The 16,024-nt window shown below is 45.4% G+C and carries 16 protein-coding genes; 3 read left to right on the forward strand and 13 right to left on the reverse strand.

Features of this window, described 5'->3' with window-relative positions; translation table 11 throughout:
• Positions 1 to 74: 74 nt before the first annotated feature.
• Positions 75 to 1,100, forward strand: a complete 1,026-nt coding sequence (locus RIG68_RS05010) for a radical SAM/SPASM domain-containing protein (RefSeq protein WP_350119389.1) — start codon at positions 75 to 77, stop codon at positions 1,098 to 1,100.
• Between the two features lie 4 nt (positions 1,101 to 1,104).
• Here the strand turns inward: RIG68_RS05010 and RIG68_RS05015 are convergent, their stop codons facing one another.
• From RIG68_RS05015 to RIG68_RS05070, 12 genes are all read right to left on the reverse strand, one after another.
• A complete protein-coding gene (locus tag RIG68_RS05015) occupies positions 1,105 to 1,266 on the reverse strand; it encodes a FeoB-associated Cys-rich membrane protein (RefSeq protein WP_350119392.1) in 162 nt (53 codons plus the stop codon).
• 34 nt (positions 1,267 to 1,300) lie between these two features.
• The gene (locus tag RIG68_RS05020; RefSeq protein WP_350119395.1) at positions 1,301 to 2,098 is read right to left on the reverse strand and encodes an inositol monophosphatase family protein; all 798 of its coding nucleotides are present in this window, start codon (positions 2,096 to 2,098) and stop codon (positions 1,301 to 1,303) included.
• Between the two features lie 7 nt (positions 2,099 to 2,105).
• A complete protein-coding gene (gene rsmI, locus RIG68_RS05025; protein WP_350119397.1) occupies positions 2,106 to 2,780 on the reverse strand; it encodes a 16S rRNA (cytidine(1402)-2'-O)-methyltransferase in 675 nt (224 codons plus the stop codon).
• A complete protein-coding gene (locus tag RIG68_RS05030; protein ID WP_350078467.1) occupies positions 2,781 to 3,014 on the reverse strand; it encodes a 4a-hydroxytetrahydrobiopterin dehydratase in 234 nt (77 codons plus the stop codon).
• A gap of 6 nt (positions 3,015 to 3,020) precedes the next feature.
• Positions 3,021 to 3,719 carry a class I SAM-dependent methyltransferase gene (locus RIG68_RS05035; protein WP_350119400.1) on the reverse strand — a complete coding sequence of 233 codons (699 nt, stop codon included), beginning with the start codon at positions 3,717 to 3,719 and terminating at the stop codon, positions 3,021 to 3,023.
• 1 nt (position 3,720) lies between these two features.
• Positions 3,721 to 3,981, reverse strand: coding sequence for a DUF493 family protein (locus tag RIG68_RS05040; RefSeq protein WP_152001741.1), 261 nt, complete (start codon positions 3,979 to 3,981; stop codon positions 3,721 to 3,723).
• A 74-nt stretch (positions 3,982 to 4,055) separates the two neighbouring features.
• Positions 4,056 to 6,164 carry a SurA N-terminal domain-containing protein gene (locus RIG68_RS05045; RefSeq protein WP_350119403.1) on the reverse strand — a complete coding sequence of 703 codons (2,109 nt, stop codon included), beginning with the start codon at positions 6,162 to 6,164 and terminating at the stop codon, positions 4,056 to 4,058.
• Positions 6,165 to 6,235: 71 nt separating this feature from the next.
• Positions 6,236 to 7,522 (reverse strand): hemolysin family protein, encoded by a 1,287-nt coding sequence (locus RIG68_RS05050; RefSeq protein ID WP_339793614.1) that lies wholly within the window; start codon positions 7,520 to 7,522, stop codon positions 6,236 to 6,238.
• Between the two features lie 234 nt (positions 7,523 to 7,756).
• Positions 7,757 to 8,290 carry an LPS export ABC transporter periplasmic protein LptC gene (gene lptC / locus RIG68_RS05055; protein WP_350094748.1) on the reverse strand — a complete coding sequence of 178 codons (534 nt, stop codon included), beginning with the start codon at positions 8,288 to 8,290 and terminating at the stop codon, positions 7,757 to 7,759.
• A gap of 55 nt (positions 8,291 to 8,345) precedes the next feature.
• Positions 8,346 to 9,650 carry a tetratricopeptide repeat protein gene (locus RIG68_RS05060; RefSeq protein ID WP_350078475.1) on the reverse strand — a complete coding sequence of 435 codons (1,305 nt, stop codon included), beginning with the start codon at positions 9,648 to 9,650 and terminating at the stop codon, positions 8,346 to 8,348.
• A gap of 12 nt (positions 9,651 to 9,662) precedes the next feature.
• Complete coding sequence (bamG, locus tag RIG68_RS05065; protein WP_152001736.1) at positions 9,663 to 10,928, reverse strand: BamG family beta-barrel-assembly machinery protein; 1,266 nt, start codon at positions 10,926 to 10,928, stop codon at positions 9,663 to 9,665.
• Positions 10,915 to 11,634 (reverse strand): type III pantothenate kinase, encoded by a 720-nt coding sequence (locus tag RIG68_RS05070; protein ID WP_350119406.1) that lies wholly within the window; start codon positions 11,632 to 11,634, stop codon positions 10,915 to 10,917. Before RIG68_RS05070 ends, bamG begins: the two co-directional genes overlap by 14 nt.
• Before the next feature lie 47 nt (positions 11,635 to 11,681).
• Here RIG68_RS05070 and RIG68_RS05075 point away from each other — a divergent pair, with 47 nt between their 5' ends.
• On the forward strand, positions 11,682 to 12,773 hold the full coding sequence (locus RIG68_RS05075; RefSeq protein WP_350119409.1) for an anhydro-N-acetylmuramic acid kinase: 1,092 nt from the start codon (positions 11,682 to 11,684) through the stop codon (positions 12,771 to 12,773).
• Positions 12,774 to 13,156: 383 nt separating this feature from the next.
• Complete coding sequence (locus RIG68_RS05080) at positions 13,157 to 14,677, forward strand: sodium:proton antiporter (protein WP_350119412.1); 1,521 nt, start codon at positions 13,157 to 13,159, stop codon at positions 14,675 to 14,677.
• 15 nt (positions 14,678 to 14,692) lie between these two features.
• Here the strand turns inward: RIG68_RS05080 and RIG68_RS05085 are convergent, their stop codons facing one another.
• Positions 14,693 to 16,012 carry an aspartate kinase gene (locus RIG68_RS05085; protein ID WP_350119415.1) on the reverse strand — a complete coding sequence of 440 codons (1,320 nt, stop codon included), beginning with the start codon at positions 16,010 to 16,012 and terminating at the stop codon, positions 14,693 to 14,695.
• Positions 16,013 to 16,024 lie beyond the last annotated feature (12 nt).

A 16,024-nucleotide genomic window follows, 5' to 3' on the forward strand; every position in this document is an offset into this window, starting at 1 on the left:
TAATGGCAATTTAGAACATCCCGGATTTAGGATGTAGCTGATTAGAAGCTAAATTTACTTGAATTTATTCAACAATGAACCTGGCGACATTCAATGATAACGTAAGGCTGCTCAACAAATTGAGCTGGCGCAAGGCAGTCAATGGTGGCAAGCTGTTGGGTAGCTTCCTGGTTAGCAAGCAGCTGGGCAAGGCACGTCACAGCGGGCTGCCCATTAGCCTGGCCATAGAACCCACTACAGCCTGCAACCTTCGTTGCCCTGAGTGTCCCAGCGGACTGAGGTCGTTTAGCAGGCCAACGGGTAAAATTGCATTGCCTTTCTTTCAAAAAATCATCGATGAAGCCCAAGGTCATTTGCTTTACCTCACCTTCTATTTTCAGGGAGAGCCCTACCTTCATCCCGATTTTCTGGACATGGTAAACTATGCTCACCAAAAAAAAATTTACACCGCCACGTCCACAAATGCTCACTTCCTCTCAGACGAAATGGCCAGAAAGACGATTGAGTCGGGCTTGGACAGGCTCATTATCTCCATTGACGGAGCCACTCAGGATACTTATGCCGCCTATCGGAAAGAAGGCAAACTCCAGGAGGTGATAGACGGCACCAAAAGGCTCGTGAAGTGGAAAAAAGAATTAGCTTCAAAAACGCCGCACTTGATCTTTCAGTTTTTGGTAGTCAAACCAAACGAGCATGAAATTGAGGAAATAAAGAGGCTTGGGAAGGAACTTGGTGTTGATGAGGTCAGGTTCAAAACTGCTCAAATTTATGACTATGAAAACGGATCTCCTCTTATTCCAACCATCAGCAAGTATTCACGGTACAGCCAGCATGCGGACGGAAAGTGGTCGCTGAAAAACGTCCTTCGGAATGAGTGTTGGAAAATGTGGCACTCAGGAGTAGTCACCTGGGACGGTCAAATGGTGCCCTGCTGCTTCGACAAAGACGCAACCCATTCGATGGGGAACGTTTCGGAAAATTCAATGGCCGAGATTTGGAGGGGAGCGTCGTACAATCGATTCAGAAACGCTTTGTTGCGTTCTAGAAAGGACATCGACATTTGCAAGAATTGCAGCGAGGGCGGGGCGGTATGGGCTTAGTTTTCTACTTTTGGGCTGTTTCTTTTAGCGCCTTCTGGATGTCGGCTTCGCTACAGCCACAGCCCTTTGCACACCCCTTGTCAACTTTCACGCTCAGATAAATCTTTCTCCCCAGGAATACGACGGCACCTACAAATAATAACCCGATGATAATTGTTTCGATCATTTCAGTAAGTCAACGGTAGTATTGCTGCTGAAGTTCAGTCTAACCAGAATTTCTTAATCGTACCAAGCAGCTCGCTTTGTATGCCACAGCCGGCAATAAGTTCCCGGCCAAATATGTAGTTGTCGCCCCCTTTGAAGTCCGTGACGGTACCACCTGCCTCCGTCACCAGTAAGACGCCCGCTGCAACATCCCAGGAATTCAGGTTGAACTCAAAAAACGCTTCAAAACGGCCGCACGCAACATAGGCTAAGTCCACCGCTGCACTGCCCATCCTTCTGAGCCCATGAGAAGACTTCATCAATTCATTAAGAATATTCAAATAGGGCATCATCTTTCCAAAGTCGTTGTATGGAAAGCCCGTGGCCAGCAGCGATTCATTTATTTGGGTAGCATTTGACACGCTAATTGGCTTTCCATTGCAGAAGGCTCCCTTACCCTTGATAGCATGAAAACACTCGTCACGATTTACCTCATACACTACACCCAGAATCGCCTGCTTGTCTCGCACCAGCGCCAGGCTAACTGAATAAATGGGAAGACCGTGCACAAAGTTTGTGGTGCCGTCAAGCGGGTCTATCACCCACTGTAAGGCTCCCTCTGAACTGGCCACAGTACCTTCCTCAGTAATAAAGCCAGCTTCCGGCAGCACCTCCCTCAGGCGCTCTACAATCATCTCTTCACATGCCTTGTCAACGTAGGACACTAAATTGTTGTGCCCCTTTAGTTCTATCATGTCAGGTGTAAAGCCTTCTGCCTCTTTTTTCAAAAATTGCCCGGCTTCCTTACTTATGGCTATTACGTGGTGAACAAGTGTTTCTAATGGTATTTCCATCGTGATATTACTTTCCAGATACGACGATTACAATTTCCCCTTTGGGTGGCTTTGCCTGAAAATGAGCCAAAACCTCCGTTGCGCTTCCGGTAATAGTCTCTTCATAGAGCTTGGAGAGCTCCCTACTAACCGAAACCATCCGATCGCCGCCAAGTAAGGTAACAAACATTTCAAGAGTTTTTACCAACCTATGCGGCGATTCATAATAAATCACCGCTCTTTCCTCTTCTTTTATGGCTTCTATTTTAGTCTGTTTACCCTTTTTGTGAGGAAGAAACCCCTCGAATATAAATCGATCACAAGGAAACCCACTTTTGACAACTGCGGGAATAAGCGCCGTTGGTCCTGGCAAACAATCGATCACAATGCCTGCGCTTATCGCCTCCCTCACTATCAGGTAACCCGGGTCGGAAATACCCGGCGTTCCAGCATCAGAAATCAATGCCATGCTCTCGCCCGACTTCAACCTTCCCACAAGGTCACTTACTACTTTATGCTCATTGAAAATATGAAAGCTCTTAACCGGTTTACTGATTTCAAAGTGCTTAAGTAAAACACCGGATGTGCGGGTATCTTCCGCCAATATCACATCCACCTCCCTCAATACCCTTAAGGCTCTGAGAGTGATGTCCTCCAGGTTGCCAATGGGCGTCGGAACCAGGTATAGCTTCGCTGTAGCCATCTATTTCAAGAGCGCATCTATCACGCTCGCAAGCTTCCTGTCCTTCTCAGTCACAGTATTGCCCGCACTGTGGGTGGTCAACTCTATGGTCACCTTATTATAAACGTTGCTCCAATTAGGGTGGTGATCCATTTTCTCTGCTTCAATGGCTACCTTTGTCATAAACCCGAATGCTTCAACAAAATTCTTGAAGGTAATTTCTCGTACAAGTTTGTTGTTCTCTTCTGTCCACATAACATTTTATCTTTTAGTGGCGGTAATGATGTATTGGTAGGGTAGCGTCTTCGCATCTACCTCTTTTATAGTAAACCCCACTGCCTTCAATTCGTTCACGAGTTTTTGGCTCGAAATCCAAAAATTATCAGGCGGCGTTACCGGAGACCGCTCGGGCTTGAAGTCAACAATCACCAGTTGCCCTCCATCTTTTAGCCCACTCCTTATTTCTGCAAAGTACTTCTTCCGCTCTGGCAAAAAAGAGGCGGTATTGACTATGAGTACTCCGTCAGCTTCGTTCAACGCAATGCCGGGGGCTTCTGGCACTGTCTTTCTCGTCTCTATCCCACCTACGTTCGTTGGCAACTTCGTAGCTTCCTCCTCAATGTGTTGCAAAAAGTTGTCGTCAATATCAATAGCTATCACATCGGCCCCTGATGCGGCCAACCTAAGAGTGAAATAGCCTGCTCCAGCACCAATGTCGGCAATTTTCTTCCCCCGGGTATCACCAAACTTCTGTATGACCTCGTCAGGCTTTTGCCAGCTGTCCCGATCCGGATCTTCAAACTCATCAGAAAGCAAGTCTCCCCCGCCAACAGCAACACTCTCTCTTCCAACCACGTCCTTTTTTTGGCCTGACTCATCATTGTTAGCTGTCTCTCCGCCACATGACGTCAATACAATGCCTACACTCGTAATAACCAGGAACCGTTGAAAGCCAATCATATTACAAAGATATAACGCCCTCCACCGACTTCACAGTAACATAGACTTCAACCACTTCCTCGCTCGACTCAACGATCTTTTCCAAAGTCAAACTGGTGTACCGGTTATTGCTGGAGCTCCGCAAGCTTAGTTTTCCAACAGGGAGCAAACTTTCCACATCAGCAACTTTTTCGCTTGGAACAATAAATTTGAAGATATAAGCGCCTGGAAATGTGTGCTCCTGTTCCAGCTTCTCCTTGAAAGAAACGATTTGCGGGTCCATTCTTGCGTGTTGTAAAAGAAAAAAGGAGTTACCAAAAAATATCGGCAACTCCTTTCTTTAACTTCTAAATATTATCAGAAAAACTTATAACGCTCATCTTCTATCTCGGCAAACTCCCGAATAGCCTGCGATAAGCTAAATGATATTCTCGACTGACGACGCTGACTCAGTTGATCTCTGAATGTGCTGAAATCTGCCACTTCCGGAGCCTCTGTGATAGAAACAGTTTCAACTATTACTACTCCATTGTCTGCCTTCACCACACCTGACCTTTCGCCTGCTGCCAGTGCAAATGCCTGTCCAACAGCTTCAGGTGCGTTACCCACACCTGTAAGTGCGTTGGCGCTTAGCTTCAAATCGCTCATTGTATACACTGTGGCGTCAGCTCCCATTTGCTCGCTGATTTCATCCAATGTGCCCGTTTTAGCTTTGAGTTGATCAGCAATTACAGCCGCCTTCTTTTCGTCCTTTACCTTTTTAGTAATGTCGTCCCACACAGCACTCAGCTCTACGAGTCCTTTTGGCTGCTCCCCGGTCATGGCTGCCACTATATACTCGCTATCCAGCTCATAAACCTCTGATACTTTGCCTACACTGCCGTCGTTGAACAACCAGATGATAATTGTTCTGGCATCAGAAAGGCCGCCGAAACGGCGAGCATTTGGTGCTACTCCCTTCGCTTCTTCTACTTCAAGGCCCTTTTCTGCAGCATTGGCCCGGAACTGCTCCAGATTTTCGCTGCTCAATGCAAACATGTCTGCATCACGATACGCCATATTGCGGGTATCATCGCTGGCAATAATTTCTTTCTCGATAGTAGCTACTTTGTAGGTAGTGTTTGTTTTTACAGCAGTTACCTCTATAATATGATAACCGAAATCTGTCTCAACTACGTCATTCAGCAGACCCGTTTTTGAAGCATCAAATACAGCCTTCTCGAATGGCTCAACCATGCGGCCTTCACCAAACCAACCCAAATCACCACCTCTGGTAGCGGTGCCGTCAGTTCCGTGAATACGAGCCATTTCGGCAAAACTTGCACCCTTTTTTATTTCACTTAGAATCTGTCTGGCTTCTGCTTTGGCTGCGCTTTTTGCTGCCTCGCTCTCATCCTCTCCTTTGAAAAGGATGTGACTCGCACGAGCATAGCCGGTTGTGCCTTCCGCTTTCTTGGATAGCTTGTAGATCGTGTATCTGTCATTGGCTAAGATTGGACCGATGATGTCGCCTTCCTGCATCGTTTTAATGGTGTCGTTCAATGACGCTGGTAGCTGATCAGGCGTGTATGTTCTAAAAGGTGTTTGTGCATCAGAGTTGGCTCTGGCGAAAAGCGAGTCGTTCTTCGACTGTGCCAATAAACTTTTAATCTCGTTAATCTCTTCGATCACCGCAGCTGTATCATCAGCGGAAGCAATGATAGGGAAAGAAATGTACTCAAGAGACCGTGAGAGCTCTCTTTGGTATTGGTCAGCGTTGCTCTTCAAGTACGCCTGCAGATCAGCGTCGGTTACGGTAACAGAAGAATCGCTAACGGTGTAATAAGGGACGTAAAGGTATTTTACCTCAGCGATTTTATTGGCTTGAGTATATTCCCTCTTAGCCTCCTCCTGAGTAACATAATTAGTTTGGAGAAACAAATTGTCAAACTTCAGCATTAACCTTGCCGGAGCCAGAGTACCCTCAAAATTGTACCACGCTGCCTGCTGTTGTGCGGGCATAGCGCTAAGATTCTGCAAATACGTGATGATCTGATCTTTGTCAAACTGGCCGGTTTCAGGGTTGGTAAACGCCTGAACGATTTCGGGGCTGATGTTATTACCCTGAACCATATCAACAACTTCTTCGTCAGATACAGTTATTCCCAGCCCGGCGAACTCTTCTTCATAGGCATACTTGTTGACCAGCAAATCCCACGCTTGCTGTCTGATGGAGTACATGTCGTCACCACTAGGGCTTCGTCCCTGACTCATTTGAAAGTTGAACGAAAGTTCATCTACCTTACTCTGAAATTCATCGAGCTTAATAGTGGTGCCATTAATTTCTCCTATCTCGTTCGTATTGCCGCCCAACAAGGTCGAGTTTGGGCCAAGCAAATCTCCCCCTACTACGAATAGCCCCAACCCAACAGCAATAATACCTACTGCCAACCCAGTTCTCTCTCTTATTTTATTAATGAAACCCATATCGTCGTTTTTAGCGAGCCGCAAAATAATATCATTCGAAGCTAAAATCAAAATGGAGGTTCGAGGTTTTACTAGCCCCTATCTTCCTCATTTTGAACCGTTAGCTTCACTCTGTCAATCCTGTTGTCGGTTTTTGAATAAACGGTGATCACGAAAGGGGCGACCTCTATTATGTCGTTTACTTCGGGAATGTTTTCGTTCACAGAAAGTATCAGACCGCCGAGCGTTTCGTAATCTCCCACCGGCAAGTTCAAATCGTATCTATCGTTGAGGTAATCAATCTCAAGCCTCGCACTTAGTATGTAATTTCTTTGGTCGATTTTTTCTTCTACCAGGTCCTCATCGTCATCGTGCTCATCGTTGATCTCTCCAAAAATTTCCTCGATGATGTCTTCCATACTTACGATACCCGATGTCCCTCCGTACTCATCTACCACCAATGCAAGGCTCTTTCTTTCGGTCAGGAACTGAATCATCAGCTCATTAACAAGAGAAGTTTCGGTAACGATAATGATTGGCGTTAAAATCGACTTGATGTCCTTCGGCTTTTTGAATACCTCAAGCGAATGACAGTACCCTATCACTTCGTCAATCGTGTTCTTATAAATAACGATTTTCGAATGTCCACTTTCAATAAAAGCATTTTTTAGTTCCTCTATCCCATCTTCAATGTCAACGGCCACAATCTCCGGGCGTGGAACCATACAGTCTCTCACTTTAACCGTCTTAAACTCAAGGGCATTATTGAAAATTTTCGCATCAACCTCCCTGTTGTCATTCTGGTTCTCGCTTGTCGACAAGTTTTTCAGGTAATTATTGAGGTCAATCAGTCCAAAAATGGGCTTGTCCTCAGAGTACTCGAACCTAAGTATTTTTGTTATGACAAACTTGGATGAAAGAACGATGATGAATACAAAGGGGTAAAGCACATAGTAGATCATCAAAATTGGTACTGCAAACAATGTGAGCAGCCAATCTGGATTGATCATAAAAATACTCTTGGGCGTATATTCGGCCGTGATGATCACTATAAAAGTTGAAAGCAGGGTTTGAATTAGTCCCACCGTCACATCGTTTCTCAAAGAGTCCGGAAGGCTTGTCGCCAGCCAGGGCTCGAGCAGCCCGGCCATGTAGTACCCATACAATACCAACGAAATAGTGTTCCCTACAAGCGTCGTGCTTATAAACTGGGATGGATTTTTTACAAACCGGGTTAAAATTTGCCCCGAAATAGCTCCCTGCTTACGCAGCAGTTCGATGTGAAGTCGATTGGCAGAGACAAACGCAATTTCTACACCCGAAAAGAAGGCTGAAAAAGCCAGGCAAATAAGAATAATTATGACTTGGTTTGGATCCATTAGCTTTGAAAGCCTCTATTGCCTTGCAAAGAATAAGAACAAATCTTGTTACCCGACTTGCCCTTGAAATGTTTATTTCGGTTTATCATTTCACAAATTTATACAAAAGTAGCAGACAAACACTGATCATTAGGATCCAGTATGAATGCACCAGACCGACGGTCATCGTTTGATGAACGCCGATAATCAAAAAACCAACACTGAGTGTCAGCAATATAATACCCCAACCTTTCTTCATTGCGGGTCATCTATAGTCAACGTTCCTGTTGGCTTGGTGATGGAATAACTTGAAAAATCCTGGCGGGCTGTCATTCCCTCTCCAGTATGGATTTCGCCCTCAGACCTAATAGTAACAAATTTATCAGTGAAAATCTCTTCTTTTATCGGGGTCCAGTACAATTCTTCTGTGTTTAGCTCATCTCCATCCAAAAGGCTGATAACAACCACATTCCCCTCTGCCTTGTAAAGGTTCTCCTTAGCATTTTTCTCTCCTCTATCGGCTCTCAGGGTGGATGACTTAGTGCCATCTTTCTCAAAAAACTCAATGTAAACACCGTCAGGAAACTCCCGGTCACCATTCTCGAACTCGAATTGCGTTGGCGCTTCGAGCCTAATTCTTACTTTAGCAGAGTCACTAAACAAGGTGACCACGTCTTTGATCTCCATGACAGGCCCCTCGTAAAGCGGCATGTCCGACATGTCTTCCTTCTTTTCGCAAGAAAACATAAGAAGAACAAAACCAATAAGATAACCTAAGCAGACTCTCATATAAATAAAAAACGGTCGCTGCGTTACAACGACCGTCTCAATTAGGTTGTTATCCTTATGCTGGTCTTCTTTGCAAGGTAACAGATTCCTGTACCCAGCAGCCAACACTCAGGACGTCTCCTTCTTTCATACCTTCCTCAAATATCTCCCCGATGGACGGAAATTGTTCTTTTGCTTTTTCCATGCCCTGGCTGTTGCCGGCCTTCTTGTACATTTCGTATGCAGCAATATAAACAGCCCTGTCCTTTACTTTGCTTTCTCCACCACGGCAATCTTCATAGCTAGTCAAGTAGAGGTTGCCAATCAGCGTGTAAGCATCGGAAAATGAAGGATCCATGCTAAGCGCCTTCCGTGCGTTAGCACGAGCTGACACTTTCTGACCATCAGAGGCATTAATTCTGGCCATGTCATAGTAGATTTCAGCCTTCTTCTGGTTGTCATCAGCCAATTCCACTGCTTGATTGTAGTATTTAAACGCTTCTTCGTTCTTTCCTTCTGCAGCTAGCTTCTGAGCAATTACCTTGGTCAGAGAATATGTTGGCTCCTTTTCGTTAACAATCTTACTAGATGTCATGAAAAGCGGACTGTCGGTACACTTACCAGTCAACTGTAGCTGCAAAATTTTCTTCGCCAATTTAAGATCTGTAGGATCTGCCTTCAGCTTAGGCCCAAGATTGTTTTCTACAAATTCGCAGTCAACGGTTACAGTAGCCGTAAGCAGCTTGTCAATGTTCTCAGCAATTTTTTCGATCCTGTCCAGGTTCTTGCCTGTCGCCTTTTTCAAATCGATAATGGCCATGATCTCGTCATAGTAGTCAAGCACCTGCACGTCGGTGATAGCACCACCTGTTAGCTTAAAGCGTCTAACCACGTCCATGAACGCAAGCAAGTTGTTATCGAGGGTGTTCACTCCATTAAGTTCATACACCTTTTCGAACATCTTCATTAAGTCCGGGTATTTGGCCTTATTGTCTTTGTAATACTTATAGGCTGTGTACCCTTTTCTGTTTAGCACGTCCCCTTCGTTTCCAAAATACTGGATGCGCTTATCATACATTGACAGAGCCTGCTCCTGATATTGAACTGTTTTAGCTGCATCAGGCTCATTGTCGGCTAATCCCTCGTAAATCTTGGCTCCATTAATATACAACGACTCATTTAAGTCAGGAGCATTCGCCAACAACCAATCGAGGTGAGGCAATGCCGCTTTGAAATTATCTTGCTTTAGGAAGTCTGTGTAGAGAGCGTTTTTCTCTTCTGCCGTTGCTCTGTCTTCAGGCCAATTCCAACCCGGCTGAGCAACCGCTACCAGCTGGACACCAAGGAAAAACAGCAAACTGAAAATCCACGTCTTTTTCATGATTACTTAGTTTTAGTCATATTTACGTCTAACGAACCAACCTCTGTCATTGATGGTTGCTCCAATATATATCTGAATGTAATTCTCTTTTATCAAGTTATCCGTCACACTACCTCTTCTCCCGATTTTGGCCGCCACATCAAAACTTGACACACCCATTGGGAAAGATGACCCAAAGTTTATGCCAAAGTCAGTAACGTCATTCCCATTGGCCAAGTAGGGCAACCTCTCCCAAGCGGCCCCTAACCGGAATGTTGTGCGTGCCAAATAGCTATCCACGCTGCTAATATCGGGTGTATATTCTCCTCCTAAAACCAATTTTAGCCCTTTTTGATAAGTGGTGCTAACTATTTCAGGAGACGGATTCTCATTCCATTCGGAAATCCTTGCATCAAAGCCAACTGTAAATTTATTAAGATTTTCGAACGAAACGCCAAATCCCAGTTTTTTTGGCAAATTAAATGCAACTGATTGATCCAGAATCAGTGTATCGCCGGGTGTGGAGCCTCCTGTACTTCTTCTTTCGAGCCCGGCAAATCGAGTACCTGAAATAGATGAAGGAAGATCGTATACAACACCCAGGTTGACCGCTGTTCTTTCAGTCAACTTTTGTTGGTAGTGAAGACCTCCTCCGAATTCGAAATCTGCGTAATTGATTTTCTCTTTATAGGCGGTGGTGTAGTTGGTGCCACTGGTAAGCCCCAGCAAAAACGTTTCTGCCGACTTGTTAAACTCTCCAAAAACAAAGGAGCCACGAACGCCGAGCGAAAGTCCTTTGTATATTTTGAATCCATTAGAGAAATACGCCTTTGAAAGACCACCGTTTCCCTTGAAAAGATAATCTACCTGAGTAGTGGAATTGTTCACGTTGGCGGTGTAACCAATGTTGTAGTTCATTCTGCTTAATGGCACCAGCCCAAAGCTGGAAGACCATTTGCCTGATACAATTGGGAAAGCATAGGCAAAATAGGCGAGGTTAGCACCCCCATTTCTATCGCTGCCGTTTGAACTGGACAGCGTCCTGATATCCGCAGCTACACCCATTTGGAAAGTGGACATCAGGTTCTGGGTAAGCATAGCCGGGTTCATCCCATTGATGTGAAATACCGTTGGCGTACCTATGCCCAGGTCGCCCATGGCAAATTGATTCGCAAAACTCCCCTCTTTGATGTCACCTATGCCATATAGCGTGAATGGTGAAAGTGTAACTTGTGCATAGGAAGTGGCACAGCAAAACAATGCTACCCAGCCCGTAATAACCAATCTAATTCCTCTCATTGTGCCTTAAAATACTGTTGAGTCCGATGAGGACCAATTCGGAGCGTACAAAGATGTGGTGTTTTATATTAGATTCAAAAAAATTACTCCCACCACCACACATAATCACCTGCAAGTCTGGCAGCAAACCAGAGAACCTCTCTATCATGCCTTCAATTTCTGCCAGTGTCCCGTGCAATACCCCATTGATCATTGATGTTTTTGTATCCTTTCCCGGCAGATCAACCCATTCGGGATGCTCTATCAACGGTAATCGGGCCGTAAAGGTATGCATTGATTTTAGTTTCATCTCTACTCCGGGAGAAATAGCTCCACCTTTATAGTAGCCATCGCTGGTGATGATGTCATATGTAATGCAGGAACCCACGTCTATTACCAGACAGTTCTTTCCCCTATAAAGATGGAAAGCTCCCGCTACTGCCGCTATTCTGTCGGTCCCAAGGGTATCTGTACTGCTGTAGTCAAGAAAGATTGGGAGCGGTAGCAGATGGGTCAATTTGACAACTTTATATTTTTCAGACAGTTCCTTCCCCAGGTTGCTTACGTCTTTGCCCACGGAGCTTACAATCACCTCCGACACCTCCTCCCCTTTGAGGGCACCCACAATAGCTTCAAAAGCCACGCTTGTTTTCAGCTTAATAAGCGAGCCATTTTCAAAAAAACCTATCTTGCACCTTGTGTTACCTATGTCAATAGCGGCGGTCATAGTACAGTAAACAATTAGTCGGCGATATTACCTATATAGATGCAATTATGGAAAAAGAGTTTCTTGTGATCGGCCTCATGTCGGGGACTTCTCTGGATGGGCTCGACGTGGCAGCGTGCAGATTTCGGCATGAAAAAGACAAGTGGGGTTATTCCATCGAGGCGGCTGAATCAATGGCTTATGACGAGGAAATGCAGCAGAAGCTCAAAGGCTCTGTCACACTGTCGGGGCTTGACCTGTCCTTGCTTGATGTCGAGCTCGGAAAATTCTTCGGCACCAGTGTACATGCATTTTGCAGAAAGCATGATCTTAAGCCACTATTTGTTGGATCGCATGGTCACACCGTGTTTCATCAGCCTGAGAAACTTCTTACGCTTCAAATAGGCAATCCTGAAGCCATCAGCCATTTTTCTCAGCTACCTGTCATTGCCAACTTCCGACTTCAAGACGTCCTGAACGGTGGACAAGGTGCCCCTCTGGTTCCCTATGGCGAGCACCACCTTTTCCCTACCTACAATGCCTTTCTCAATCTTGGTGGCATAGCCAATGTCGCCTTGCACAGTCAAAACACTATGAAAGGCTTTGATACGTGCGCCTGCAATATGGGGCTCAACCACCTGGCGAGGAAGCTTGGGATGAGCTTCGACAAAAATGGTGAAGTGGCAAAAACAGGATCTATGAATGATTCACTTTTTCGATCACTCAACAAACTTGATTATTTTCAGCAAAAAGGCCCAAAATCTCTGGGGTACGAATGGTTCGAGCAAGAAGTAGCACCTTTACTTGACAACAGCAACACACCTGTGAAAGATGCCCTCCACACTTTCACTCATCACATTGCCTTTCAGGTGAATAACGGAATGGATGGCCTTGGATCTTCTACGGAAAAAGTAATGGTAACAGGCGGCGGTGCGCTAAATGGGTTCCTAATGGATGCACTTAATCGTTATGGCAAAGGAAGATTTACCTACGAGGCGCCGGATCGAAAAACTGTTGAGTTCAAGGAAGCATTGGTATTTGCCTTTCTTGCGTTGCAAAGGTTTCTCGGGCAACCCAACGTTTCTTCGCAAGTGACTGGCAGCAAAAAAGATGTGTCAGCGGGAAGCTTGCATGGAAATTTTAAGGCGTCGATACAATAGCTAAAACAAGTACACCGCATCTTGTTAGCTCCATCAGTCACTAGTGGTGTTGGAAGTGGTCTTCGGAATCGCCAGGCACACGGATAGTTATTTCTATTTAGAATAGTAGATAGTTTTTACCTATCTTATGCTCGACGGGGATAAAAATCTGGTAGCGGGCGCTGTGTTGATACACCGTGTTTCCAAGCTTACCGGGGCGCTCTCTTTCGAAATCATACCAGCTAAATAATCACGGTTAACAAATACCTAAAACTTCTTTTGAAATCGCACTAAAACAACTTATTTAAGCAGGAATTAACCAAGTGTATAAATAAGAGGAGCTAATTGGCAAAGCAGTGCCGCCCCTCCTCCAGAACCTAACACTCTACTTTGATCGGCCTTTAATGAAAAAAATTGCAATATTTCTGTGCCTTAGTGTCGCTCTTATAACGGGCGTTTTTGCCAACGACGTAAAGGCAAAAGCATTGCATGAAAACAATGAGGTGGCAGCCAATATTGCCTTGAGCGACATTGCCGAGGAAACCCCTGGCACAGCCGAGGATGGGCATGCTGAGGAAGGAGAGCACCCGAGTGCACCCGGTTGGCTGGTGATTCCTTTCGTGCTGCTACTTTTAATGATTGCCACCGGGCCGTTGTTCTACGAGCACTTTTGGCACAAAAACTATCCAATTGTAGCTGTTTCGCTGGCTATACTAGTGGTGCTCTACTATCTGTTTGTGTTGCACAACGTGCACAATCCAGTGCACGCTCTGGCGGAATATATTCAATTCATAGCCTTGCTGACTGGCCTTTTTGTGGCAAGTGGGGGTATCATGATCAATGTCGACAAAGAGGCAAAACCACTGACTAATATAATTATTCTGCTTGTCGGGGCCGTCATCGCCAATATCATTGGCACCACCGGGGCTTCCATGCTGTTGATCAGGCCGTTTATCCGGCTGAACAAGAATAGGATCAAGGCCTACCATATCATCTTCTTTATTTTCATGGTAAGCAATATTGGTGGCTCTCTCACTCCTATTGGAGATCCGCCGCTGTTTTTGGGATTTTTGAAAGGGGTTCCCTTCTTTTGGACACTATTGAACAACAGCGTTTCATGGGTCTTTGCGCTTGCCTTCCTGGCCGGGATTTTTTACTTAATCGACAGAAACAACAAAGCGGACTATAGCTTCGGCGAGGATCCTCAGGATTTCACCAATAAGGTAACCGTAGTCGGTGCCAGAAACTTCGGCTGGCTTTTGGTTATTATTCTTTCTGTTTTCCTTGATCCGAATGTGTTAGAATGGGTTCCGGCCATCCATTACGAGGGACAGAAATTTTCTTTCATTAGGGAGATTATTATGCTTTCCGCTGCCTTCCTTTCATTCAAGTTTGCAGAGAAAAAAGCACTGGAGGGCAACGACTTCAACTTTGAGCCTATTAGAGAGGTCGCCTTTATCTTTATAGGAATCTTCGGCACCATGATGCCCGCTCTTGAGCTGGTGAGCAATTTCGCTCAGTCCGAGGCGGGTGCTCCACTCATTACCCATAATTCACTTTACTGGGGTACCGGTGCGCTCTCGGGCTTCCTGGACAACGCTCCTACGTATCTTAACTTTCTAACTGCAGCCATGGCTGCCAAAGGAGGAGATATTGGGCAGGTCAAAGATGTGGTGGCGTTTGCCGCTGGTGGCACTTACGCTGACTCTGTCCTTGCGCTCAAAGCAATTTCAATTGCCGCAGTGTTCTTCGGTGCCATGACCTACATAGGCAACGGCCCTAACTTTATGGTGAAGTCGATAGCCGAGCAAATAGGCATCAAAATGCCATCTTTCTTTGGCTACATACTGCGGTTCTCGATTCCGATCCTCCTGCCTCTATTCTTAATCGTATGGCTGATATTCTTCTATATCCACCCTGTTTGAAAAAAGAATCAGGGATTATAAATTGAATAATCCCTTGTTCAAAACTTTCAGCGCTTCTGTTTTGTAGATGGTGTCGATAAGCAGGGAAATATTGTTTTTGCTTCCACCGTACGAAATCATTCTGACAGGTATGTCTTCAAGCGAAGCGAAGATGTCTTTGCCCACGCCCTTCTTGTCGGCAACAAAGTCACCTACAATACACACAATCGACTGGTTCTTGTCTACCTCAATGGTGCCGTAGGGCTTCAGCTCTTCGATGATCTCGTTCAGATAAGTAGGCTCGTCTATGGTGAGAGACACAGCCACCTCCGACGTCGTGATCATGTCGATAGAAGTTTGGTACTTTTCGAAAACCTCGAAAATTTTTCTAAGGAAGCCGTAGGCCAGAATCATTCTGGTAGACTTGATTTTGATGGCTGTGATGCCATCTTTGACAGCAATGGCCTTGATGGCGTCTGGATTTTTGTTAGATGTAATCAAGGTTCCCCGTGCGGATGGATTTAAAGTGTTTTTCAAACGAACGGGTACGTTCTTTTGCTGTGCTGGAAGGATGCAGGTGGGGTGCAGAATTTTTGCTCCAAAGTATGCCAGCTCGCCGGCCTCTTCGAACGACAGCTCTGCAATAGGCATTGTATTTTCAACAATCCTCGGGTCATTATTATGCATCCCGTCGATATCCGTCCAGATTTGAACCTCCTCCGCTTTGATGGCTGCTCCGATGAGGGTAGCGGTATAGTCGCTTCCACCTCTTTTCAAGTTGTCGACACCGCCAGAAGAGTTCCGGCAGATGTATCCTTGCGTAACTATTACGCTTTTGTCGTCGATGCCTGCCAAAATTTTCCTCAGCTTTTCGGAAATCAAATCAAGGTCTGGCTCTCCATTGTCCTTAAGGTACATAAAGTCGAGTGCTGAAAGAAAAACAGCCGGAACCTTAATCTCATTGAGGTACTCATAAAAAAGGCTGGTCGAAATAATCTCGCCCTGAGCCACCAGAAGCTTGTTAGCTTTGCCATAAAACGGCTGCTTCACCAGCGTTTCGATCTGCTGGAAGTATCGGTCAATTACCTCAGTTCCCTTTTGTTTACCTTCCTCAGTTGTATAAAGCTGTTGCACAAAGTCAACATACTGAGCGTAAAGCTTTCTGGTTCTGTCAAGAGCTCCCTCAATATTGCCATTGGAGAACTCATCAGAAATGGCAATGAGTTCATTGGTGGTGCCTGATACCGCACTAAGAACGACCAGCTTCTGGCCTGGCACACTCATCACTATGTCCTTCACAGAATGCATCCGCTCAGGCTTCCCAACTGATGTGCCTCCGAATTTTACTACAATCATTGTTACTAGATA

The sequence above is a fragment of the Imperialibacter sp. genome, assembly GCF_040222385.1.
Lineage (GTDB): Bacteria > Bacteroidota > Bacteroidia > Cytophagales > Cyclobacteriaceae > Imperialibacter.

Bases quoted from the DNA above. Each gene is read 5' to 3' on its own strand.
- RIG68_RS05010 (WP_350119389.1), top strand. From the start codon at position 75: ATGAACCTGGCGACATTCAATGATAACGTAAGGCTGCTCAACAAATTG.
- RIG68_RS05015 (WP_350119392.1), bottom strand. From the start codon at position 1,266: ATGATCGAAACAATTATCATCGGGTTATTATTTGTAGGTGCCGTCGTA.
- RIG68_RS05020 (WP_350119395.1), bottom strand. From the start codon at position 2,098: ATGGAAATACCATTAGAAACACTTGTTCACCACGTAATAGCCATAAGT.
- rsmI (WP_350119397.1), bottom strand. From the start codon at position 2,780: ATGGCTACAGCGAAGCTATACCTGGTTCCGACGCCCATTGGCAACCTG.
- RIG68_RS05030 (WP_350078467.1), bottom strand. From the start codon at position 3,014: ATGTGGACAGAAGAGAACAACAAACTTGTACGAGAAATTACCTTCAAG.
- RIG68_RS05035 (WP_350119400.1), bottom strand. From the start codon at position 3,719: ATGATTGGCTTTCAACGGTTCCTGGTTATTACGAGTGTAGGCATTGTA.
- RIG68_RS05040 (WP_152001741.1), bottom strand. From the start codon at position 3,981: ATGGACCCGCAAATCGTTTCTTTCAAGGAGAAGCTGGAACAGGAGCAC.
- RIG68_RS05045 (WP_350119403.1), bottom strand. From the start codon at position 6,164: ATGGGTTTCATTAATAAAATAAGAGAGAGAACTGGGTTGGCAGTAGGT.
- RIG68_RS05050 (WP_339793614.1), bottom strand. From the start codon at position 7,522: ATGGATCCAAACCAAGTCATAATTATTCTTATTTGCCTGGCTTTTTCA.
- lptC (WP_350094748.1), bottom strand. From the start codon at position 8,290: ATGAGAGTCTGCTTAGGTTATCTTATTGGTTTTGTTCTTCTTATGTTT.
- RIG68_RS05060 (WP_350078475.1), bottom strand. From the start codon at position 9,650: ATGAAAAAGACGTGGATTTTCAGTTTGCTGTTTTTCCTTGGTGTCCAG.
- bamG (WP_152001736.1), bottom strand. From the start codon at position 10,928: ATGAGAGGAATTAGATTGGTTATTACGGGCTGGGTAGCATTGTTTTGC.
- RIG68_RS05070 (WP_350119406.1), bottom strand. From the start codon at position 11,634: ATGACCGCCGCTATTGACATAGGTAACACAAGGTGCAAGATAGGTTTT.
- RIG68_RS05075 (WP_350119409.1), top strand. From the start codon at position 11,682: ATGGAAAAAGAGTTTCTTGTGATCGGCCTCATGTCGGGGACTTCTCTG.
- RIG68_RS05080 (WP_350119412.1), top strand. From the start codon at position 13,157: ATGAAAAAAATTGCAATATTTCTGTGCCTTAGTGTCGCTCTTATAACG.
- RIG68_RS05085 (WP_350119415.1), bottom strand. From the start codon at position 16,012: ATGATTGTAGTAAAATTCGGAGGCACATCAGTTGGGAAGCCTGAGCGG.